The sequence below is a fragment of the Saccharopolyspora sp. NPDC050642 genome (assembly GCF_040654735.1).
GTDB lineage: Bacteria > Actinomycetota > Actinomycetes > Mycobacteriales > Pseudonocardiaceae > Saccharopolyspora > Saccharopolyspora elongata.
In genome coordinates, this window is record NZ_JBFAIN010000001.1 from 765457 (window position 1) to 783513 (window position 18057).

Annotated in this window: 18 protein-coding genes; 8 read left to right on the plus strand and 10 right to left on the minus strand. The window is 70.2% G+C overall.

Annotation, left to right across the window (positions count from 1 at the left end; translation table 11 throughout):
- Positions 1–15: 15 nt before the first annotated feature.
- Entirely contained in the window at positions 16–1065 is a 1050-nt protein-coding gene (locus AB0H93_RS03615) for an NAD(P)-dependent alcohol dehydrogenase (protein WP_358566791.1), read from the minus strand.
- Between the two features lie 111 nt (positions 1066–1176).
- On the opposite strand from AB0H93_RS03615, the gene AB0H93_RS03620 reads away from it, so the two are divergent.
- Complete coding sequence (locus AB0H93_RS03620) at positions 1177–1782, plus strand: TetR/AcrR family transcriptional regulator (RefSeq protein ID WP_358566794.1); 606 nt, start codon at positions 1177–1179, stop codon at positions 1780–1782.
- Positions 1783–1860: 78 nt separating this feature from the next.
- On the opposite strand, the gene AB0H93_RS03625 is transcribed toward AB0H93_RS03620, so the two are convergent.
- Positions 1861–2343 carry an Rrf2 family transcriptional regulator gene (locus AB0H93_RS03625; RefSeq protein ID WP_358566797.1) on the minus strand — a complete coding sequence of 161 codons (483 nt, stop codon included), beginning with the start codon at positions 2341–2343 and terminating at the stop codon, positions 1861–1863.
- A 109-nt stretch (positions 2344–2452) separates the two neighbouring features.
- Between AB0H93_RS03625 and AB0H93_RS03630 the strand changes: the two genes are divergently transcribed.
- Both AB0H93_RS03630 and corA read left to right on the plus strand, forming a co-directional pair.
- On the plus strand, positions 2453–3571 hold the full coding sequence (locus AB0H93_RS03630; RefSeq protein ID WP_358566799.1) for an NADH:flavin oxidoreductase: 1119 nt from the start codon (positions 2453–2455) through the stop codon (positions 3569–3571).
- A gap of 424 nt (positions 3572–3995) precedes the next feature.
- Positions 3996–5132, plus strand: coding sequence for a magnesium/cobalt transporter CorA (gene corA / locus AB0H93_RS03635; RefSeq protein ID WP_358566801.1), 1137 nt, complete (start codon positions 3996–3998; stop codon positions 5130–5132).
- Positions 5133–5255: 123 nt separating this feature from the next.
- Here corA and AB0H93_RS03640 read toward each other — a convergent pair whose 3' ends face one another.
- The 4 genes from AB0H93_RS03640 to AB0H93_RS03655 all read right to left on the minus strand — a co-directional run bounded on the left by AB0H93_RS03640 (position 5256) and on the right by AB0H93_RS03655 (position 9447).
- Complete coding sequence (locus AB0H93_RS03640; protein WP_358566804.1) at positions 5256–6188, minus strand: 3-keto-5-aminohexanoate cleavage protein; 933 nt, start codon at positions 6186–6188, stop codon at positions 5256–5258.
- A 26-nt stretch (positions 6189–6214) separates the two neighbouring features.
- Entirely contained in the window at positions 6215–6979 is a 765-nt protein-coding gene (locus tag AB0H93_RS03645; RefSeq protein ID WP_358566807.1) for an SDR family oxidoreductase, read from the minus strand.
- 28 nt (positions 6980–7007) lie between these two features.
- Entirely contained in the window at positions 7008–8312 is a 1305-nt protein-coding gene (locus tag AB0H93_RS03650; RefSeq protein ID WP_358566810.1) for an MFS transporter, read from the minus strand.
- Between the two features lie 64 nt (positions 8313–8376).
- Entirely contained in the window at positions 8377–9447 is a 1071-nt protein-coding gene (locus tag AB0H93_RS03655) for a LacI family DNA-binding transcriptional regulator (protein ID WP_358566813.1), read from the minus strand.
- A 161-nt stretch (positions 9448–9608) separates the two neighbouring features.
- Between AB0H93_RS03655 and AB0H93_RS03660 the strand changes: the two genes are divergently transcribed.
- Complete coding sequence (locus AB0H93_RS03660) at positions 9609–10172, plus strand: Asp23/Gls24 family envelope stress response protein (protein ID WP_358566816.1); 564 nt, start codon at positions 9609–9611, stop codon at positions 10170–10172.
- A 68-nt stretch (positions 10173–10240) separates the two neighbouring features.
- On the opposite strand, the gene AB0H93_RS03665 is transcribed toward AB0H93_RS03660, so the two are convergent.
- From AB0H93_RS03665 to AB0H93_RS03675, 3 genes are all read right to left on the minus strand, one after another.
- A complete protein-coding gene (locus AB0H93_RS03665) occupies positions 10241–10687 on the minus strand; it encodes a hypothetical protein (protein WP_358566819.1) in 447 nt (148 codons plus the stop codon).
- A 28-nt stretch (positions 10688–10715) separates the two neighbouring features.
- Positions 10716–11213 carry a hypothetical protein gene (locus AB0H93_RS03670; RefSeq protein WP_358566822.1) on the minus strand — a complete coding sequence of 166 codons (498 nt, stop codon included), beginning with the start codon at positions 11211–11213 and terminating at the stop codon, positions 10716–10718.
- Positions 11214–11414: 201 nt separating this feature from the next.
- Entirely contained in the window at positions 11415–12164 is a 750-nt protein-coding gene (locus AB0H93_RS03675) for an SDR family NAD(P)-dependent oxidoreductase (RefSeq protein ID WP_358566825.1), read from the minus strand.
- A gap of 121 nt (positions 12165–12285) precedes the next feature.
- On the opposite strand from AB0H93_RS03675, the gene AB0H93_RS03680 reads away from it, so the two are divergent.
- Positions 12286–13479 (plus strand): helix-turn-helix domain-containing protein, encoded by a 1194-nt coding sequence (locus AB0H93_RS03680; RefSeq protein WP_358566828.1) that lies wholly within the window; start codon positions 12286–12288, stop codon positions 13477–13479.
- A 15-nt stretch (positions 13480–13494) separates the two neighbouring features.
- Here AB0H93_RS03680 and AB0H93_RS03685 read toward each other — a convergent pair whose 3' ends face one another.
- Positions 13495–14406 carry a LysR substrate-binding domain-containing protein gene (locus AB0H93_RS03685; RefSeq protein WP_358566831.1) on the minus strand — a complete coding sequence of 304 codons (912 nt, stop codon included), beginning with the start codon at positions 14404–14406 and terminating at the stop codon, positions 13495–13497.
- A 125-nt stretch (positions 14407–14531) separates the two neighbouring features.
- On the opposite strand from AB0H93_RS03685, the gene AB0H93_RS03690 reads away from it, so the two are divergent.
- From AB0H93_RS03690 to AB0H93_RS03700, 3 genes are read left to right on the plus strand one after another with little or no spacing between them, the layout of a single operon-like run.
- On the plus strand, positions 14532–15719 hold the full coding sequence (locus AB0H93_RS03690) for a CoA transferase (RefSeq protein ID WP_358566834.1): 1188 nt from the start codon (positions 14532–14534) through the stop codon (positions 15717–15719).
- Positions 15720–15768: 49 nt separating this feature from the next.
- Complete coding sequence (locus tag AB0H93_RS03695) at positions 15769–17073, plus strand: MFS transporter (RefSeq protein WP_358566837.1); 1305 nt, start codon at positions 15769–15771, stop codon at positions 17071–17073.
- A gap of 57 nt (positions 17074–17130) precedes the next feature.
- Positions 17131–17895: an enoyl-CoA hydratase family protein gene (locus tag AB0H93_RS03700; RefSeq protein ID WP_358566840.1), complete on the plus strand. Its 765-nt coding sequence runs from the start codon at positions 17131–17133 to the stop codon at positions 17893–17895.
- The last annotated feature ends 162 nt before the right edge of the window (positions 17896–18057 follow it).

Below are 18057 nucleotides of genomic sequence, written 5' to 3' on the forward strand. Positions count from 1 at the left end.
CCCTTCGCCGCCGGCTCAGGCGCCGATGGTGGCGGTGTCGATCACGAAGCGGTACCGCACGTCGCTGTTCTCGACGCGCTCGTAGGCCTCGTTGACCCGGTCCGCCGAGATCAGCTCGACCTCCGCGCCGATGCCGTGCTCCGCGCAGAAGTCCAGCATCTCCTGGGTCTCGGCGATCCCGCCGATCATCGACCCGGCCAGCACCTTGTTGCCGCCCAGCAGCGAGAAGGCGTTGTAGGACAGCGGTTCGCCGGGAGCTCCGACGTTGACCATCGCGCCGCCCACCCTCAGCAGCCCGAGGTAGGCGTCGATCGGGAGCTTCGCCGAGACCGTGTTGAGGATGAGGTCGAACCGCCCCGCCAGCGCCTCGAAGGTCGACTCGTCGCTGGTCGCGAAGTAGTCGGTCGCGCCCAGCCGCAGGCCGTCCTCCTGCTTCTTCAGGCTCTGGCTGAGCACCGTCACCTCGGCGCCCAGCGCGGCGGCCAGCTTGACCGCCATGTGCCCCAGCCCGCCGAGCCCGATCACGGCGACCTTCTTGCCCGGGCCCGCGCCCCACTGGCGCAGCGGCGAGTAGGTGGTGATGCCCGCGCACAGCAGCGGCGCGGCTACGTCCAGCCCGATGCCGTCCGGGATCCGGCACACGAAGGCGTCCTTCACCACGACCTGCCGGCTGTAGCCGCCGTAGGTGTTCTCGCCGTCGAAGCCGACGCCGTTGTAGGTCTGGACGTTGCCCTTGACGCAGAACTGCTCGCGGCCGGCCCGGCAGTACTCGCACTCGCCGCAGGAGTCGACCATGCAGCCGACCCCGACCCGATCCCCGACCTGGTACTTCGTCACGGCCGATCCGACCGCGGCGACCACGCCGGCGATCTCGTGCCCGGGCACCATCGGGAAGATCGCCTCGCCCCAGTCCTCCTTGGCCTGGTGGATGTCGCTGTGGCAGATGCCGGCGTAGGCGATGTCGATCAGCACGTCGTCCGGGCGCAGGTCACGTCGCTCGATCGTCGTCGGCGCCAGGGGTGCACCCGGCGACGGTGCGGCGATAGCGTGCGTGATCGTGCTCATGAATCCTCCAAGGAACAGCTGTGCAGCAGGTCCCGATCATGTAAGAGACCTCTTACATTGGAGACGTAAGAGCCCTCTTACATATTCCGAGCGGAAGATGTGATCCACGGCATGGGCGGCAAGTACCACCACGGCGACCTCCGCGCCAAGCTCGTGCGCGTCTCGCTGGACCTGATCGCGGAACGGGGCCTGGCCGGCTTCTCGGTGGCGGAGGTGGCGCGGCGGGCCAAGGTCAGCCCGGGCGCGCCGTACCGGCACTTCCCCGAACGGGAGAGCCTGCTCGCGGCCGCCGCGGCCGCGGTCGCGTGCCAACTCGCGGAACGCGTGCGGGCCGCCGTCGAGACCCGGGAGGATCCCGTGGACGCGCTCGCCGCGGCGGCCGGGGCCTACACCGAGTACCTCCTCGAACGCCGCGCGGGCATGAACGTCATCTACGCGGACGACCTGCAGGGCCCCAAGCACGCCGAGCTGCACGAGCAGACGCGGCGGCTGACCGATCAGTTCCTGATGCTCTGCCTGGCCGTGTCGGACACCCCCCAGGAGGCCCTGGAACTGATGGAGCAGCTGTTCGCCCAGGCGCACGGCTACGGCATGTTCTGGCTCGACGGCGTGTTCACCAAGCAGGGCTACTCCCCCGAACTCGTCGTGCGGAAGTCCACCGCCGCCGCGCGCATCGCGATCGAAGGCCACGCGAAGCAGCCGCCACCGAGCCCCTGAAACCCATGGGCGACAAAGGAATTCGCACTGGCCGGACGAGCACGCCCCGTCGCTCCCGGGAGCGGCGGGGCGTCGAGCCTACTGACCGGACTTCGCGTCGAGGCCGCGCAGCTCGCGCACGCTCTCGGCGAGCGTGCGGTCACCGAGCGAATTCAGCACCGCTTGCTCGGCCTCGGCCGTGAGCGCGGCGAAGTACTCCCCTGAGCGCGCGGTGACCAGGCACATGTCTTCCGCCTCCGGCGAGCAGGCCCACAGGGGCTTGTCGCCGACGGCGCAGCGGTAGATCTCCGCCAGCGTGATCCGATCCGCCGGGCGCCCCAGCCGGGCCCCGCCGGCACGACCCTTGGCGCAGACGACCAGCCCGGCGTTCGCCAGCGGCACGAGGAGCTTGCGGACCAGGCTCGGGTTGGCGTTCAGGCTGCCGGCCAGGTGGGCCGAGCTCAACGCGGCGGAGTCCTCTTCGGCGGCGATCGCCAGGAACAGCATCACCTGCAACGCGCGGGAGAACCGGATGTCCAGCACGGTCTCCACCCCCTCCCGCGGATCGACGCCGACGTCCACCCCAGAATAGCAACTATCACAGTTGCACTTCTCGCCGCTAAATGTATCTTTGACTTGAACATTTAAACGCGGGCGATCGCCCGCAAGCACACGGCAGGAGACCGACACGGTGAGCACCCGCGCAGCTCAGGCACTGTCCCGCCCGTTCACGTTGGGTTCGGCAGAGCTGCCGAACCGGATCGTCATGGCACCCATGACCCGCCAGCTCTCCCCCGGTGGCGTGCCCGGCGAGGACGTGGCCGCCTACTACGCGCGCCGCGCCGCGGCGGGGACCGGCCTGATCATCACCGAAGGCACCTTCGTCGACCACCGGTCCGCCGGCTTCAGCGACGGGGTCCCCCGCTTCCACGGCGAGCAGCAGCTCGCCGGCTGGAGCCGCGTCGTGGAGGCCGTGCACGCGCACGGCGGCAAGATCATGCCGCAGATCTGGCACGTCGGGATCCAGCGGCCGGCCGGCGCACCGCCGTTCCCGGAGGCCCCGTCCGTGGGACCATCCGGACTCACGCTGGACGGCATGCCCGGCACGGGCGAGCCGCTGACGCTGGCCGACATCGACGACGTCATCAGCGCGTTCGCCGACGCCGCGCAGGCGGCCGAGCGGATCGGCTTCGACGGCGTGGAACTGCACGGCGCGCACGGCTACCTCATCGACCAGTTCCTGTGGGAACGCACCAACCAGCGCACCGACGCCTACGGCGGCGACCTGCTCTCCCGGACCAAGTTCGCCGCCGACATCGTGGCCGCCGTCCGCGAGCGGGTCGCGCCGGACTTCCCCGTCGTGCTGCGGTTCTCCCAGTGGAAGGCCGACCACTACGACGCCCGGCTCGCCGAGGATCCCGGCGAGCTCGAATCCCTGCTCACCCCGCTGGCCGACGCGGGAGTCGACGCCTTCCACGCCTCCGGACGCCGCTACTGGGTGCCGGAGTTCCCGGAATCCGGGTCGGACCTGAACATCGCCGGGTGGACGAAGAAGCTCACCGGCAAGCCGGTCATCACCGTCGGCTCGGTCGGCCTCGACAAGGTCTTCGAGCCCGGCGCCATCACGGGAGCCGCAGCGGCGGTGGAGAGCATCGAGCGGCTCGCCGAACACCTGGAGCGCGACGAGTTCGACCTCGTCGCCGTCGGTCGAGCACTGATCGCCGACCCGGAGTGGGGCGACAAGGTCCTCGGTGGCCGCCTGGCGGAACTCGTCCCGTTCAGCAAGGAAGCGCTGCAAACCCTGCACTGACGACCGGATCCGCGGAGGGGCGGGCGTTGACGTCGGCCGAAAACGCCCGCTCCGCCGCACTTCGCGCCGCGTCGCCCCGACGGGGCGGGACTGCCGAACGGACAGGTGCTGCCTGGCGAACAGCGACAGCTCGCGTTCCAGGGACGGCCAGCCGGAGCAGCCTCGCCGCAGGCCACCGGACCCCACGCCGCGCGAAGTCCGACGTCCACCGCCCGTTGTGCACATAGGACTCTCCTAAGTGCACAACGGACAGCGGAAGGTGCAGGCGAGTTCGGGGGCGGATGACGTTCGACGGGCAAATCGGCGATGAGGCCGGGCGGACCGGTGTCAGCGGACCTCGGCCTGGACTGAGTAGGCTGGTCTCGATCGCAGCCGCCGGGCGCTCGCTCGGCCCACGCATGCCCTGACCGCCCAGGAGGTCCTCGTGCCCGAATGGCGTCCCTTGCGCAAGCGCCCCCGGCGCACCCCGAAGCAGTCTGGGCCCGCCGCTCCCGAGCACTCCATGGACCCCCGCTCCGCCGACGAGCGGCCGCTGGCGGACCGGCCGCTGATCGACACCGCGATCTACCGCGACGGCGTCCGGACCGCCACCCCGTCCAGCCTCGCCGAGACCTACCGGCTGCTGCGGGACGAGCCCGGCACGATGGCGTGGATCGGGCTGTACCGCCCCGCCGAAGAGGAGCTGCTGGCCGCCGCCGAGGAGTTCGACCTCCACAAGCTCGCCGTCGAGGACGCGATCGTCGCCCACCAGCGCCCCAAGATCGAGCGCTACGGCGACACGCTGTTCGTGGTGCTGCGCGCCGCCACCTACGTGGACGAGACCGAAGAGGTCAGCTTCGGCGAGCTGCACCTCTTCATCGGCCCCAACTTCGTGCTCACCGTCCGCCACGGCCAGTCCCCCGACCTGTCGGCGGTGCGCCGCCGCATGGAGGACGACCCGGATCTGCTGCGGCGCGGCCCGGAGGCCGTGCTGTACGCGGTGCTGGACAACGTCGTCGACGGCTACGCGCCGGTCATCGCGGGCCTGCAGAACGACATCGACGAGATCGAGACCGAGGTCTTCGAGGCGAATCCGAACGTTTCGCGGCGCATCTACGAGCTGTCCCGCGAGGTCATCGAGTTCCAGCGGGCGACGCAGCCGCTGCTGGCCATCCTGCGGAGCCTGGAGGCGGGCTTCCAGAAGTACGGCATCGACGAGGAGCTGCAGCGCTACCTGCGCGACGTCGCCGACCACGCCACCACGGTCGCCGAGCGCGTCGACGGGTTCCGCCAGATGCTCGACAACATCCTCACGGTCAACGCCACGCTGGTCACCCAGGCCCAGAACGAAGAGATGAAGCGGATGACCGAGGCCAGCTACGCGCAGAACGAGGAGATCAAGAAGATCTCGTCGTGGGCGGCGATCCTGTTCGCGCCCACCCTGATCGGCACGGTGTACGGGATGAACTTCGACTTCATGCCCGAACTCCACTGGGGCCTCGGCTACCCCTTCGCGGTCGTCCTCATGCTGGTGGTCTGCCTGAGCCTCTACACGATCTTCAAGCGCCGCAACTGGTTGTGAGCTACGCGCGCATCTCGTCGGCCGGTGGCTCGGCGCCGGCCTGGCGGCCGAGCGGGGGCGAGCAGCTCGTGCCGCGACTCGAACCGAGCCCCGGCAACGATGACCTCGCCAGGGCTCGGGCGGTCAGAAGCCGACCTGGTCCTTGCCCTTGAGCCGCAGGATCTCGCGGGCCTCGTCGGGGGTGGCGACCTCCAGGTTCAGCGCCTCCAGCACGGTGCGGATGCGGGTCACCTGGTCGGCGTTGGTCTTGGCCAGCTCGCCCGGCCCGATCCACAGCGAATCCTCCAGGCCGACGCGCACGTGCGAGCCCTGGGCCGCGCCGATGGTGGCCAGCGGGATCTGGTTGCGGCCCGCGCCCAGGATCGACCACTGGTAGGTGTCGCCGAGCAGGCGGTCGGCCGTGCGGCGCATGTGCATCAGGTCCTCGGGGTGCGCACCGATCCCGCCCAGCAGCCCGAACACCGACTGGACGAACAGCGGGCCCTGCACCAGGCCGCGCGAAGCGAAGTGCGCCAGGTTGTTGAGGTGTGCGATGTCGTAGCACTCGAACTCGAACCGGGTGCCGTTCTCCGCGCCGATGGCCAGGATCGCCTCGATGTCGGCGAAGGTGTTCTTGAACACCAGGTCCCGGCTCTTCTCCAGGGCCTCCCGCTCCCAGTCGTGCCGGAATTCCTTGAAGCGGTCCAGCATCGGGTAGAGGCCGAAGTTCATCGAGCCCATGTTCAGCGACGCCAGCTCGGGCTTGAACACCGCGGCGGGCCGCATCCGCTCCTGCACGGTCATGTGCGGCGAGCCGCCGGTGGTGATGTTGATGACCGCGTCGGTGTGCGACTTCAGCTGCGCCAGGATCGGTTCGAAGTGGGCTGGGTCCTGCGAGGGCCTGCCGTCCTCGGGATCGCGGGCGTGCAGGTGCACGATCGCCGCCCCCGCCTCGGCCGCGCCCAGCGCCGCCTCGGCGATCTCCGCCGGCGAGACGGGCAGGTGCTCCGACATCGACGGGGTGTGGATCGCGCCCGTCACCGCGCACGTGATGATGACCTTGCGACCGGTTGCCATCTGCGTCAAACCTCCACAGTGGATCGTCAGTAGAGCTTCTCGGTGTTGCCGTCGACCGCCATCGCCTGGCCGTTGACGTTGCGGGCCAGCGGGCTCGCCAGGAACGCGGCCATGTCCGCGATGTCCTCGGCGGTGACCAGCCGGCTCATCGACGACTGGTCCTGGTAGGCGGCCGCGATCTCCGCCACCGGCCTGCCCAGCATCTCGGCCTTCGCCTCGATGACCGCGCGGATGCGCGGGCCGTCGACCGCGCCGGGGCAGATCGCGTTCGCCCGGATCCCCTCCGGGCCGAGCTCGATCGCCAGGGTCTTGGTGAAGCCCACCACCGCCCACTTCGACGCCGAGTACGCGCTGCGCCCGGCCATGCCGAGCCGCCCCGCGGCCGAGGAGAGGTTCACGATGGACGCGTCGGTGGCCTCGCGCAGCAGCGGCAACCCGTGCTTCACGCAGTAGAACTGGCTGTGGATGTTGACCTCGAAGGTCCGCGCCCACGCGGCGCCGTCCAGCGTTTCCACCGGCCCGGTCGGACCGGCGATGCCCGCGTTGTTGACCAGCACGTCCAGGCCGCCGAGCTCCGCGCGCACGGCCCCCATCAGCTCCTCGACCTGCGCTTCGCTCGAAGCATCCGAGATCCGGGCCGCCAGGCCCCGTTGCCCGGCCGCCCGCACCGCGTCCTCGTTGATATCGGTGACGAGCACGCGGGCGCCGAGCCCGGCGAACCGGTCGGCGATCGCCAGCCCGATGCCGTCCGCACCGGCGGTGACGAGCACCCGCTTTCCCGAGAAATCCACTTCCTGCACCCTTCCTGGAACTCCGGTGTCACGAACGCCGTTCGGCGTCGCCGTACTTGAGGAAGAACGACAGCGCGGTGCCGATGGCGCACACGCCGACGACGAACCACAGGCCGGACAGCTTGCTGCCGGTGAAGTCCTCCATCGCGCCCATCACGTACGGGCCGAGGAATCCGCCGAACAGCCCGATGGTGTTGACGAACGCGATGCCGCCCGCCAGGGTCGCCCCGCTCAGCCGGGACGCCGGGAACGTGTAGAGGATCGGCTGCATCGCGAAGAACGAGAACGCGCCGAGGCAGAACCCGATCAGGCCGACGACCGGGCCGGAGACCGCGCCCAGCGCGAAACCGACGCAGATCCCGCCCATCGTGATGGTGACCAGCCTGCGGGAGCTGCCGCCGTTGACGGCGAACCGCGGCACCAGGAACGCGCCCAGGCCGGCGAAGATCCACGGGACCGAGGTCAGCAACCCGATCTGCAGCGACGACAGCTGGCCGTAGGTGCCGATGATCGACGGCAGGAAGTAGGACAGCGCGTACACCGCGATCTGCTGCGACAGGTAGATCGCGACCACCAGCAGGATCTGCTTGTCCCGCCACACCTGGCGCATGCTGTGCGTGCCGGACGCCTCGGCGCCCGCCTCGTCCTCGGCGGCGATGCGGCGCTGCAGGTCTTCGGCTTCGGCCGCGGTCAGGAACTTCGCCTGGTCCGGCCGGTCGGGCAGCTTCTTCCACACCACGAAGGCGAACAGGCAGGCCGGGAGCCCCTCGATCAGGAACATCCACTGCCAGCCGTGCATGCCGCCGAGGCCGCCCATCCCGAGCAGCAGGCCGCCCAGCGGCGGGCCGAGGATGCTCGCCGCGGACACGCCGAGCAGGAACAGGCCGTTGGCCTTGGCGCGGTCGGCGCGGGTGAACCACTGCGTCAGGAAGTACATGACGCCCGGGAACAGGCCGGCCTCGGCCACGCCGAGCAGCATCCGCATGATGTAGAAGGACCACTCGCCCTGCACGAAGGCCATTCCGGCGGACACCAGGCCCCAGGTGATCATGATCCGGGTGATCCAGAACCGCGCCCCGACCCGGTGCAGGATCAGGTTCGACGGGATCTCCGCCAGCGCGTAGGTGATGAAGAACAGCCCGGCGCCGATCCCGTAGGCGGTCGCCGAAATGCCCAGGTCGATCTGCAGGTGTTCCTTCGCGATACCGATGTTGGTCCGGTCCAGGAAGCTGATGATGTAGGCCCCGATCAGCAGCGGGAGCAACTTGCGGAAAATGACTCCGTTCAGCTCGCTGGGCGAGCGCATCACCGATTCTGGGGCGCTTTTCGGCATGGCGTGACCTTCGGTTCTTTTCCGGCGTGCGGATGGTCGGGTTCTTCTTCGGGAATTCGCTTTTTCAGCGGCGGGATTTCTCGGCGGCCCGGGTCGGTTCGCAACCGCAGGTCCGGCCGATGTGCAGGCGGTGCGCGCACACCAGCGATTGGTAGCTGTTCGACGGCTTTTCCATGCGTTTGAGCAGCATTCCGAAGGCCTCCCGGCCCATTTCCTCGTGCGGCTGCATGACGGTGGTGAGCCCGATCAGCCCGGACATGCTGTGCGGAATGCCGTCGTGCCCGGTCACCGCGACGTCCTCGGGCACCCGGATGCCGTGTTCCACCGCGTACTCCAGGATGCCGATCGCGAGCTCGTCGCTGCCGCACACGATGGCGCTCGGCGGATCATCTCGGGCGAACAGGCGGGCCGCCGCGCGGCGGCCGCCGTCGCTGTTGAGCTCGGTGCTGATCTTGCGGTCGCCGCCGATGTCGACGCCGTGCGCGCGGGCGGTCGACACGAAGGCCTGCTCCCGGGCCAGGGACGCCGAGGAGAACCGCGGCCCGATCACGGCGGCGATGTCGGTGTGGCCGTGCGCCAGCACGTGCTCCATCAACGAGGTCGCCGCGGCGGCGTCGTCAATGCCGACGAAATCGCCCTCCAGGTACTGGGATCTCCGCGACAGGTAGACGTACGGGATCCGGGCGGCGCGCAGCGTCCGCAACGCGGTGGCGTCCTCCCGGAACGCGGCGCTCAGGACGACCCCGTCGACGTTGCGGTGCACCAGGCTGCTGGAGACCTTGCCCAGCGTCCGGAGGTCGTCCTGGGTGGTCGCGACGAATACCTCGTACCCGGCTTCGGCGGCCGCGGAAACGATGCTCTGCGCGAATCGCGGATAGGTCGGATTGATGATGTTGGGTTGCACCAGCCCGATGACGCGGGTGCGATTCGGGTCGACCGGTTTTCCCCGGTTCGGCGGGCGAAAACCGATTTCATCGGCGACGGCGAGGATGTGCCGGCGCGTTTCCGGCGCCACCCCGCCCTTTCCGTTCATGACGTAGGAGACGGCGGCGGTGGAAACGCCGGCGGCGCGCGCCACCGCGGCCGCCGAGACCGTGCCCGGTCGGCGCGAGGAGCGACGAGTCGCGATCTCCACAGCCGAGTCTCCCTTGACCTGCGATGCGGATCTCAGATCCGGGGTGAACCTAAGGCGCTCGCTGAACGTTAAGCAACATTAAGCTGACGGCCTCCCCCGGCGACAGCCGGCCGCGCGTGCGGCACTGCCCGACGAGCACGCCCTACGACGACCTGCCGACCGTGCGCGAACGTCGCAGACTGGTAGGCAGCCAGTCATCACCGAATCTCGGGCGAGACGTGCGCGAGCCGAAATCGAACAGGGAGACGGCAGCGATGGCCGAATCAGGCGGAAGAACATCGAAAGAGCAGGCGGAGACCACCGAGGCGGTCAGGTGGACCACGACGGCCGGCGAAGTCGCCGAGACCGGTCAGGGACGCACGACGATCGGGGTCGTGGTGGTGCAGAAGATCGCGGTGACGGCCACCCGCGAAGTCCCCGGCGTGGCCGCGTTGGGCGGCGGGATGGCACGGGCGTTCGGCGCGCTGAGGGAGCGCATTCCCGGCGCCAGCGCCGCGCAGACCTCGGGCGCGAACGTGGAAGTGGGCGAGAAGCAGACCGCGATCGACTTGCAGATCATCGTGGATTACGGCGTTTCCTTGGTGGAGCTGGCACGAGCGGTGCGGCGCAACGTCATCACCGCCGTGGAACGCATGACCGGGCTGCAGGTCGTGGAGGTCAACATCGACGTCATCGACATCCGCCTGCCCGGCGAGGAGGAGGCGGCGCCCGCACGCGTCGAATGATCAAGCGGCGGTGGCCGCTTGCGGTGCGGGACTCAACTCGCACCGCCGCGGGTTCACGGTGCCCACTCCTACTGGTCGTCCGGGACCGTCCGGCGAGCCGGCTGTTCCCGGAGATCCACGGCCAGCGCCCAGATCACGGCGACGTCGATCACGATGATGAGCAGCGACCACACCGGGGCGTACGGGATGAACAAGAAGTTCCCCAGGGCGCTGAGGCCGGCGATGATCAGGCCGACGACCCGCGCCCAGGACTGGCCCGCGGTCAACGCGATTCCGGTGGCCCCGACCAGGACGCCCAGCACCAGGTGCACCCACCCCCACGTCGTGACGTCGATGCTGAAGGCGTAGTCGTGGGTGACGACGTAGTACGAGCTCCGCAGGATCGCCGCGAGCCCGATGATGACGTGGAAGAACCCGATGATGATCATCATCACCGCGGCGAACAGCTCCACCCCGCCCGCCCAGGACTCCCGGGCGCTCGGGTAGTGGACTCCCCCGTGTCCCGCGTGTGCCATGGTCCTCATCTCCCCTGCTCCGGCCGTCCTACCCGCCGATCCGGTTCCCCGCGGGTGAGATCGCGTACCAGCTGCCTCCGTTGGAGTCCACGGCTTGACCGTTGGCCTGGCCCGCCAGTTCATCGCCGACGTAGTAGTACAGCGGGTGTCCGTTGTAGACGACCTGCGTGCTGCCGTCCGGGCGCCGGGTCGTGGCGAGCAGGGCCGCGTTCACGGCCGGACCCGCGGTGGGCGGAGCGGTCGTGGTCAGCGGCGGCCAATCGCCTGCGCACGCCTCCAGGCAGGCCAGCTGGTCGCTTCGATCCTTGTCGAACAGGTACACCGTGCGCCCGTCCGGACCCGTGAGCACGGCGCCGAGGTTGGGCACTTCGCGGGTCTGGACCGCAATGGCTCCGCCGGTGACCGGCGGGGCCGTCGTCGGTGGCGGGGGTGTTCCAGGTCCGCTGCCGGCCGGGACGTCTCCAGGGGGGACGCACGCGGTCGCGAAGGCCAGGACACCTCCCGCCAGCCCGATGCTTCGCAGCACGGCTGCACGGTCTCGCGCCAAGTGGGCCATCGCGCCTCCCCAGGGCGAGGCCGCCGAGCCCCGCCATCGACGCATCCTGATCCGGTGCCGGGTTCGCGGTGGCCGAAAAGACGGCCACTACCCGAGCACAGCACGAGGGTGGAACCCGCCGGGTGGCCGAGCACAGGGCCGGAAGTCCCCGCGTCTGTTTCGATCACGTGGTCACAGCGGTCGTCGCGCGAGGCTGAAGGTCTGGCCGGTCGGCCCGCCGTGCGGCCTGGTCGCCAGCCACAGGACGAGTTCGGCGACCTCGTCGGGCGCCTTGACGCGCTCGCTCCTGGCGCCCCGGAGGGATTCGCCGAGGGTGAAGTGCGGACTGGTGAGTTCGGTGGCCACCGGCCCCGGGACGATCTCGTTGACGTCGATGCCGTCCTGCCACACCTCCTGCGCGAGGACCCGGACGAGCTGCGACGCCCCGGCCTTCGCGGCGGCGTAGGCCGACATGCCCGGGGTGGCGGCGTGCCCGGCCCCGGAGCCCATCAGCAGGACCTTCCCGGCGCCTTGCCGCGCCATGACGGGGATGGCGGCCTGGCAGCAGTGGAACACGCCGGTCAGGTTGAGGACCACCGTCCCAGCCCAGGCCTCGGGATCGCTGTCGACGAGCTTTCCCCCGGTCAGTCCTCCCCCGGCGTTGCACAGGAGCACGTCGAGCCTGCCGAGTTCGGCAACGGTCCGCTCGACCATCGCGCGGCACTCGTCGCGGGAGGTGATGTCGGCCTTGACGGCGAGCGCCGTGCCGCCTTCGCCGCGGATCTCCTGGACGACGTCGGCCAGCTGCGCGGTGGTCCGCGCCGCCACCGCAACGGCCGCTCCGGCGCGGGCCATGGCCAGGGCACTTGCCCGGCCGATCCCCCGGCCACCCCCGGTGACCAGGCACACCGCGCCGTCGAGGGGGCGGGACGTCGTCGTCATGGTCGTGCTCCGTTCTCGTCGGGGCCGCCCCTCGGGGTCATGTGCCTCGCCCCAACCCTGAACCGGCAGGTGCCGCACCGGTAGCGCGTTTTCCCCAGGATTTGGGTTAGCGTGCTGTGGCATGTCACAGGATCTGTGGGATCGGCTCGAACACCGGATGCCCGAGATCGTCGATCGCGCGATCCATGCCTACGCCGCCGCGTCACCGCTCTACCAGGGCGATGTCCCCGAGCACCTCCACCGCCACATGGCGCACAGCAGCCGCGAGTTCGGCCGGCTCTACGTGCGCATGGCCAAGCAGGAGCGGGAGCCGCGCGACGACGAGCTGGAGCTCTTCCGGGACAGGGGTGGGGAGCGCGGCGCGGAGGGACTGCCCGTCACCGACCTCATGGACGCCTACCTGGTGGGCGCCGAAGCACTGTGGGACGAAGTGTCACGCCTCGCGGGCGGCGAGCCGCCCGCGGCCGCGGCAGCCGTGCTGCTGCGCTGCCTGCACCGCACCATGCACGTCGGATTCCAGGCGCACCAAGACGAATACCAGGCGGTGCGCAGCGAGGAGCGGGAGACCATGCGCGCCGCGGTGCACGCGTTGGTGAGCGGCGAGGCAAGCGACGGGGCGGCCGGCCGTGTCGACATCAAGCCGGCCGAGGGCTACGCGGTCCTCGCGCTCCAGTTCGCGCCAGAACCATCCGAATCCGTTGACAACGCGGCCGGGCGCCGCCTCGCCGGACGACGCAAGGTCCACCGGCTCACCGACGAATTGACCCGCTCGTTGCCCGACGACGCCCTCATCGCGCTGGAACCGGACGGGGGCCTGGTCCTCCTCCCCTCCGCTCCCGATCGCGCCGCCGCCGACCTGGCGGCAGCGCGGTCCGCGGTAGGCCGGTTGCAACGGGTCATCGGCGTCGACGTGACGGCGGGATTCGCGCACGCCGGAGACCGTTCCGCCGTCCCGGCCGTCACGGACCAGGCCCGGCGCCTCGTTCAGCTGGGCACGCCCGGCGACGTGGCCGTGCTCGAAGACCTGCTGTTCGAGTACCAGCTCCGCCACGACAGCGCGGCGCTACCACACCTATTGTCCATAGTGGACGATCTGGCCCGCGAACCGGACCTGCTGGCGACGCTGCGGGCCTACTTCGCCGCCGACTTCAACCGGAGCCGGGCCGCGGGCCGGCTGCACGTCCACCCGAACACGATCGACAACAGGCTCTCCCGGATCGCGAACCTCACCGGAGCCAACCCCCGCACCGCACGCGGCCTGATGACCCTGGCGGCGGCCCTGAACGCGGCCGCCAAACTCGCCCCGGACGCGTGACGCGGGGCGTCGCGATCACTCGCCTCGGCCTGCGTCGTCGAACGACTCGAGCAGGTCCAGGAGGCGGAGCACGGCCGGGTCTTTTTGGTGGTCGCGCGTGGCGGCGAAGGTCGCCACGGCGAGGAACCCGGTCGGATCTTCGAGCGGCCGGAAGACGACCCCGGCCGGCCTGCTCGCACCCACCTGTTCCGGCACCAGGGCCACCGCGCCTCCTGCGGCCACGCCAGCGAGCAGCCCCGAGAGGCTGTCGGCCCGGGCCAGCTCGCGCGGCGTGAACCCGACTGCCCGGCACGCGGCGCTCACCTGCTCGGCGAGGGCGGCGAGCGCGGTCAGCGACGGCAAGGCGAAGTCCTCGTCGACGAGGTCGTCCAGCCGCAGGATGTCGCGCCCTGCAAGGGAATGCTCCTCGGGCAGTGCGACGACGAGTCGTTCGGAGCCGAGGTCCTGGAGGTCGACGCCGTCGGCGTCGGCGACCGGACCGCGGACGAATGCCAGATCGAGGAACCCGGAACGGACCGAGGCGACGAGTTCGCTCGAGAGGTTCTGGTGGAGGTGCAGACGCAGTCCTGGGAGGTGCTGCCGGGCCTCGCGGAGCAGGCGCGGCAGGAACGCGTGGGCGAGGCCGCTGACGTAGCCCAGCTGCAGTTCCCCCTCAGCGCCGTGGGCGATCCGCCTGGCCCGTTCGACCGCGGAGGCTTGCGCGTCCAGCAGTCGCCGCGCGTCCTGCGCGAAGGCTTCGCCCGCGGGGGTCAGGCGCACTGCGCGCGTGCTGCGCACCAGCAGCGGCACGCCGAGTTGCCGCTCCAGCCGCTGAAGCGCCTGGCTGAGCGGGGGCTGGCTCATCGAGAGCCGCTCTGCCGCGCGTCCGAAATGCCGCTCCTCGGCGAGGACCACGAACTGTTCCAGGAGCCGCGGCGTCAGATCCATATGACTCAGCCTATCAATCGACGCCAAAGAAGTATTGGAGGTGGATCAATCCACTCGCTTTCAATGATGCCGCGCGCCACCTGAACTCCCATGGGGGCGCCCGGCCGATCGCAGGAGGAATTGACATGGCGACGGAACATCCCGCCCTCGATGGCCCGCTGTCCGGACTGCGGATCGTCGAGCTGGCGACGGTGATCATGGGCCCTTACGCGGGCGCGCAGCTCGGCGACCTCGGCGCGGACGTCATCAAGATCGAGGCCCCAGGCGGCGACCCGACCCGGCACTTCGAGCCCAAGCGGAACCAGGGCATGGCGGGCGCCACCCTGAACATCAACCGCAACAAGCGCAGCGTGGAACTCGACCTGAAGACGGCGACCGGGCATGACGCGCTGCTTGCGCTGCTGCGCACCGCGGATGCCTTCCTCACCAACGTCCGGCCGGACGCCCTGCGCCGCCTCGGCCTGTCCTACGACGACGTGGCGGAGATCAACCCCGGCCTGGTCTACGTCAACGCACAGGGTTTTCGGAGCGACTCACCGCTGAGCGGCAACGCGGCCTACGACGACATCCTGCAGGCCGCATCCGGCCTGGTCGCGCTCAACGAGCGCGTCACCGGTGAGCCGTACTACGTGCCGACCGTCATCGCGGACAAGGTCTGCGGCTTGGTGATCGTCCAGTCCCTGCTCGCCGCCCTGCGCCACCGGGACCGGACCGGCCTCGGACAGCACGTCGAGGTGCCGATGGCCGACACGATGATCGCCTTCAACCTGGTCGAGCACCTCGCCGGCGCTTCGCTCGAACCGACGCGGGACCCCGGCTACGGCTATTCCCGGGTGCTCAGCCCCGAACGCAAGGCCTGCCGCACGGCCGACGGCTTCATGTGCATCCTCCCGTACAACGACCGGAACTGGCGCGACTTCTTCACCTTCGCCGGCCGCCCGGACCTCGCCGGGGATTCCCGGTTCACGACCATGGCCGGACGCGTGCGGCACGCCGACGAGGTCTACCGCCGCCTCCGGGAGCTCACCCCGAAGTTCACCTCCGCCGAGTGGCAGCGGTTCTGCGACCGGGTCAGCATTCCCGCGCATCCCGTCCGCACCTTGGAGGAGGCGGCGGAGAGCGAATACGCGCGGCAGGGCGGCCTGGTGCAGACCGCCCTGCACCCGACCGAGGGGGCCTACCGCTACGTCGCGCCGCCGGTCCGCTTCTCCCGCACCCCTGGCCGGCTTCGGCGGCACTGCCCCGGGCTCGGCGAGCACACCGAGGAAGTGCTCGCCGAGCTCGGCCGCCCCAGTGAGCTCGAGACCTGCTGACCGACGCACCTGCCCCGATCCAGCGAGCACACGCGGAGGAGCCGCACCCATGACAGACGTAACCGCCCCGCGTCGCAGCACACCGGGCGAGGTGCCCGACCGCCGGCGGCAGTTCCTCGCCGGCACGATCGGGCACCTGGTCGAGTGGTACGACTGGTCCGCCTACGCGTACCTGGCGATCTTCTTCGCCGACAAGTTCTTCCCCCAGGACTCGGCTTCCAGCCTGGTTCCCATGCTGGGCACTTTCGGGGTGTTCGCGGTCGGGTTCCTGGCCCGTCCCTTCGGCGGGCTGGTGCTCGGGGCGTTCGGCGACCGCTACGGGCGTCGTGCCGCGCTCACCCTGTCCATCGCCATGATGGGCGGCGGCAGCCTGCTCATCGCCGCCCTGCCGACCTATGCCCAGGTCGGCGTGGTCGCCCCAGCACTGCTCGTGGTGGCCCGGCTCGCGCAGGGCATCTCCACCGGCGGCGAGTGGGGCGCGGCGTCGGCCTTCATGGTCGAGTCCGCACCTCCGCACCGCCGCGGCCTGTACTCCAGCTTCCTCTACGTCGGCTCGAACATCGGCAAGATCGCCCTGACCTCCTCCGGCGCTCTGCTGATCGCCCTCACCGGCGAGCGGGCGATGGGCGACTACGGTTGGCGGATCCTCTTCGGGGTCGGCGCCGCGCTCGCCCTCGTCGGCTGGTGGATCCGCCGCGGCGCCGCGGAGACTTCCTCGCACACCGCGGAAATCCGCGCCGGCAAGGCCGCACGTCCCGGCGTCTTCGAGTTCGCTCGCCGCCACCCGGTGCCGACCCTGCAGGTCCTCGGGATCTCGCTGGGCCCGGCCGCGGTCTTCTACACCTGGACCGCCTACCTGCCCGCCTACGCCGTGACCGCGGGCGGCGTCACCAAGGGCCAGGCGTTGACCGCGGGCACGATTTCCCTGGTGGTGTTCGCAATCGCCCAGCCGATCGCGGGCGTGCTCTCCGACCGCATCGGCCGCAAACCGCTGCTCCTGGTCTACTCGGTGGGCTTCTGCGCGGGCACCGTTCCGCTGCTGGACCTGGCCGGCGGCAGCATGATCCGGCTGATCCTCGTCCAGGCCGCGGGCCTGCTGCTCCTCAGCTGCATGACGGCGATTGCGGCAGCCGTGATGGTGGAGATCTTCCCCGCTCGCGTGCGCGTCACCGGGATCGGCGTGCCGTACTCGGTCGCCGTGGCGGTCTTCGGCGGGACCGCCCCGACCATCGCGACCGCCCTGCAGGCCGCCGGGCACGTCTCCTGGTACGGCTGGTACCTCGTCGGGTGCACCGCGCTGACGTTGATCACCGTCTTGACGCTCCGCGAGACGTACCGGACCCCGCTTTCCTAGCGCACAACGGCTGGAGAGCTTTTCCGCTGACAGCACGATCTTTGGAGTCGCACGAACATGCCCACGTCCGCACCCGTGCTGCGTTCCTACGACCGCGGCATCGCCACGCTCACGCTCGACTCACCGCGGAACCGGAACGCCTTGTCCGCCGGCCTCATCACCGAGCTGACCCGAGCGCTTGCCGAGGAATCGTCCGATGTGGACGTACGGGCGATCCTGATCACCCACACCGGCCCCGTGTTCTGCGCCGGGATCGACGTGCGCGAGGCCCTCGGCACGGCCGACCACGCGACCGGACCGCGTCAGGTCCTCGGCCTGTTCCGGGAAATCGCCGGATCGCCCAAGCCCGTCGTCGCCCGCGTGACCGGCCACGCCAGGGCAGCCGGCCTCGCGCTGCTCGGCGCCTGCGACATCGCGGTGGCCGCGACGAGCGCGACCTTCGCGATCACCGACGTGCGCCTCGGGCTGACGCCGGTCATCTCGTCGACCACGCTCCTCCCCCGCCTCGACGGGCGGGCGATGAGCCGCTACTTCCTCGCCGGTGAACGATTCGACGCCGCAGAAGCAGCGCGCATCGGGTTGGTGTCGGCCGCCGCCGACGACGTCGACGAAGCCCTCGCTCCCGTCCTCGACGGATTGCGGGGCGCCGCTCCAGCGGCCCTCGCCGCCACGAAGCAGCTGACGGCCGCCGCCATCCGCGGCTCCCTGGAACAGGAAGCGGACACCGCGGCAACGTGCGCCGCGCAGATCATCACCACCGAGGAGGCGCGCGAAGGCATCGCGTCGTTCCTGGAACGACGCGAACCGAACTGGCGCCGCTGACTCCGCGGCCCCAGCCGAAAAAGCCCGCTGACATGGGCTTTCCGCACATGTCAGCGGGCTTTTCACCGGTCAGGCTGTCGGTACGCGGAGGATCAGGGCATCACCCTGCCCACCACCACCGCACAACGCCGCCGCACCAACCCCACCACCACGACGCCTCAA

Excerpts from the sequence above, each read along its gene's own strand:
- AB0H93_RS03615 (WP_358566791.1), bottom strand. The coding sequence starts at position 1,065 with ATGAGCACGATCACGCACGCTATCGCCGCACCGTCGCCGGGTGCACCC.
- AB0H93_RS03620 (WP_358566794.1), top strand. The coding sequence starts at position 1,177 with ATGGGCGGCAAGTACCACCACGGCGACCTCCGCGCCAAGCTCGTGCGC.
- AB0H93_RS03640 (WP_358566804.1), bottom strand. The coding sequence starts at position 6,188 with ATGGCAACCGGTCGCAAGGTCATCATCACGTGCGCGGTGACGGGCGCG.
- AB0H93_RS03650 (WP_358566810.1), bottom strand. The coding sequence starts at position 8,312 with ATGCCGAAAAGCGCCCCAGAATCGGTGATGCGCTCGCCCAGCGAGCTG.
- AB0H93_RS03665 (WP_358566819.1), bottom strand. The coding sequence starts at position 10,687 with ATGGCACACGCGGGACACGGGGGAGTCCACTACCCGAGCGCCCGGGAG.
- AB0H93_RS03675 (WP_358566825.1), bottom strand. The coding sequence starts at position 12,164 with ATGACGACGACGTCCCGCCCCCTCGACGGCGCGGTGTGCCTGGTCACC.
- AB0H93_RS03680 (WP_358566828.1), top strand. The coding sequence starts at position 12,286 with ATGTCACAGGATCTGTGGGATCGGCTCGAACACCGGATGCCCGAGATC.
- AB0H93_RS03685 (WP_358566831.1), bottom strand. The coding sequence starts at position 14,406 with ATGGATCTGACGCCGCGGCTCCTGGAACAGTTCGTGGTCCTCGCCGAG.
- AB0H93_RS03690 (WP_358566834.1), top strand. The coding sequence starts at position 14,532 with ATGGCGACGGAACATCCCGCCCTCGATGGCCCGCTGTCCGGACTGCGG.
- AB0H93_RS03695 (WP_358566837.1), top strand. The coding sequence starts at position 15,769 with ATGACAGACGTAACCGCCCCGCGTCGCAGCACACCGGGCGAGGTGCCC.
- AB0H93_RS03700 (WP_358566840.1), top strand. The coding sequence starts at position 17,131 with ATGCCCACGTCCGCACCCGTGCTGCGTTCCTACGACCGCGGCATCGCC.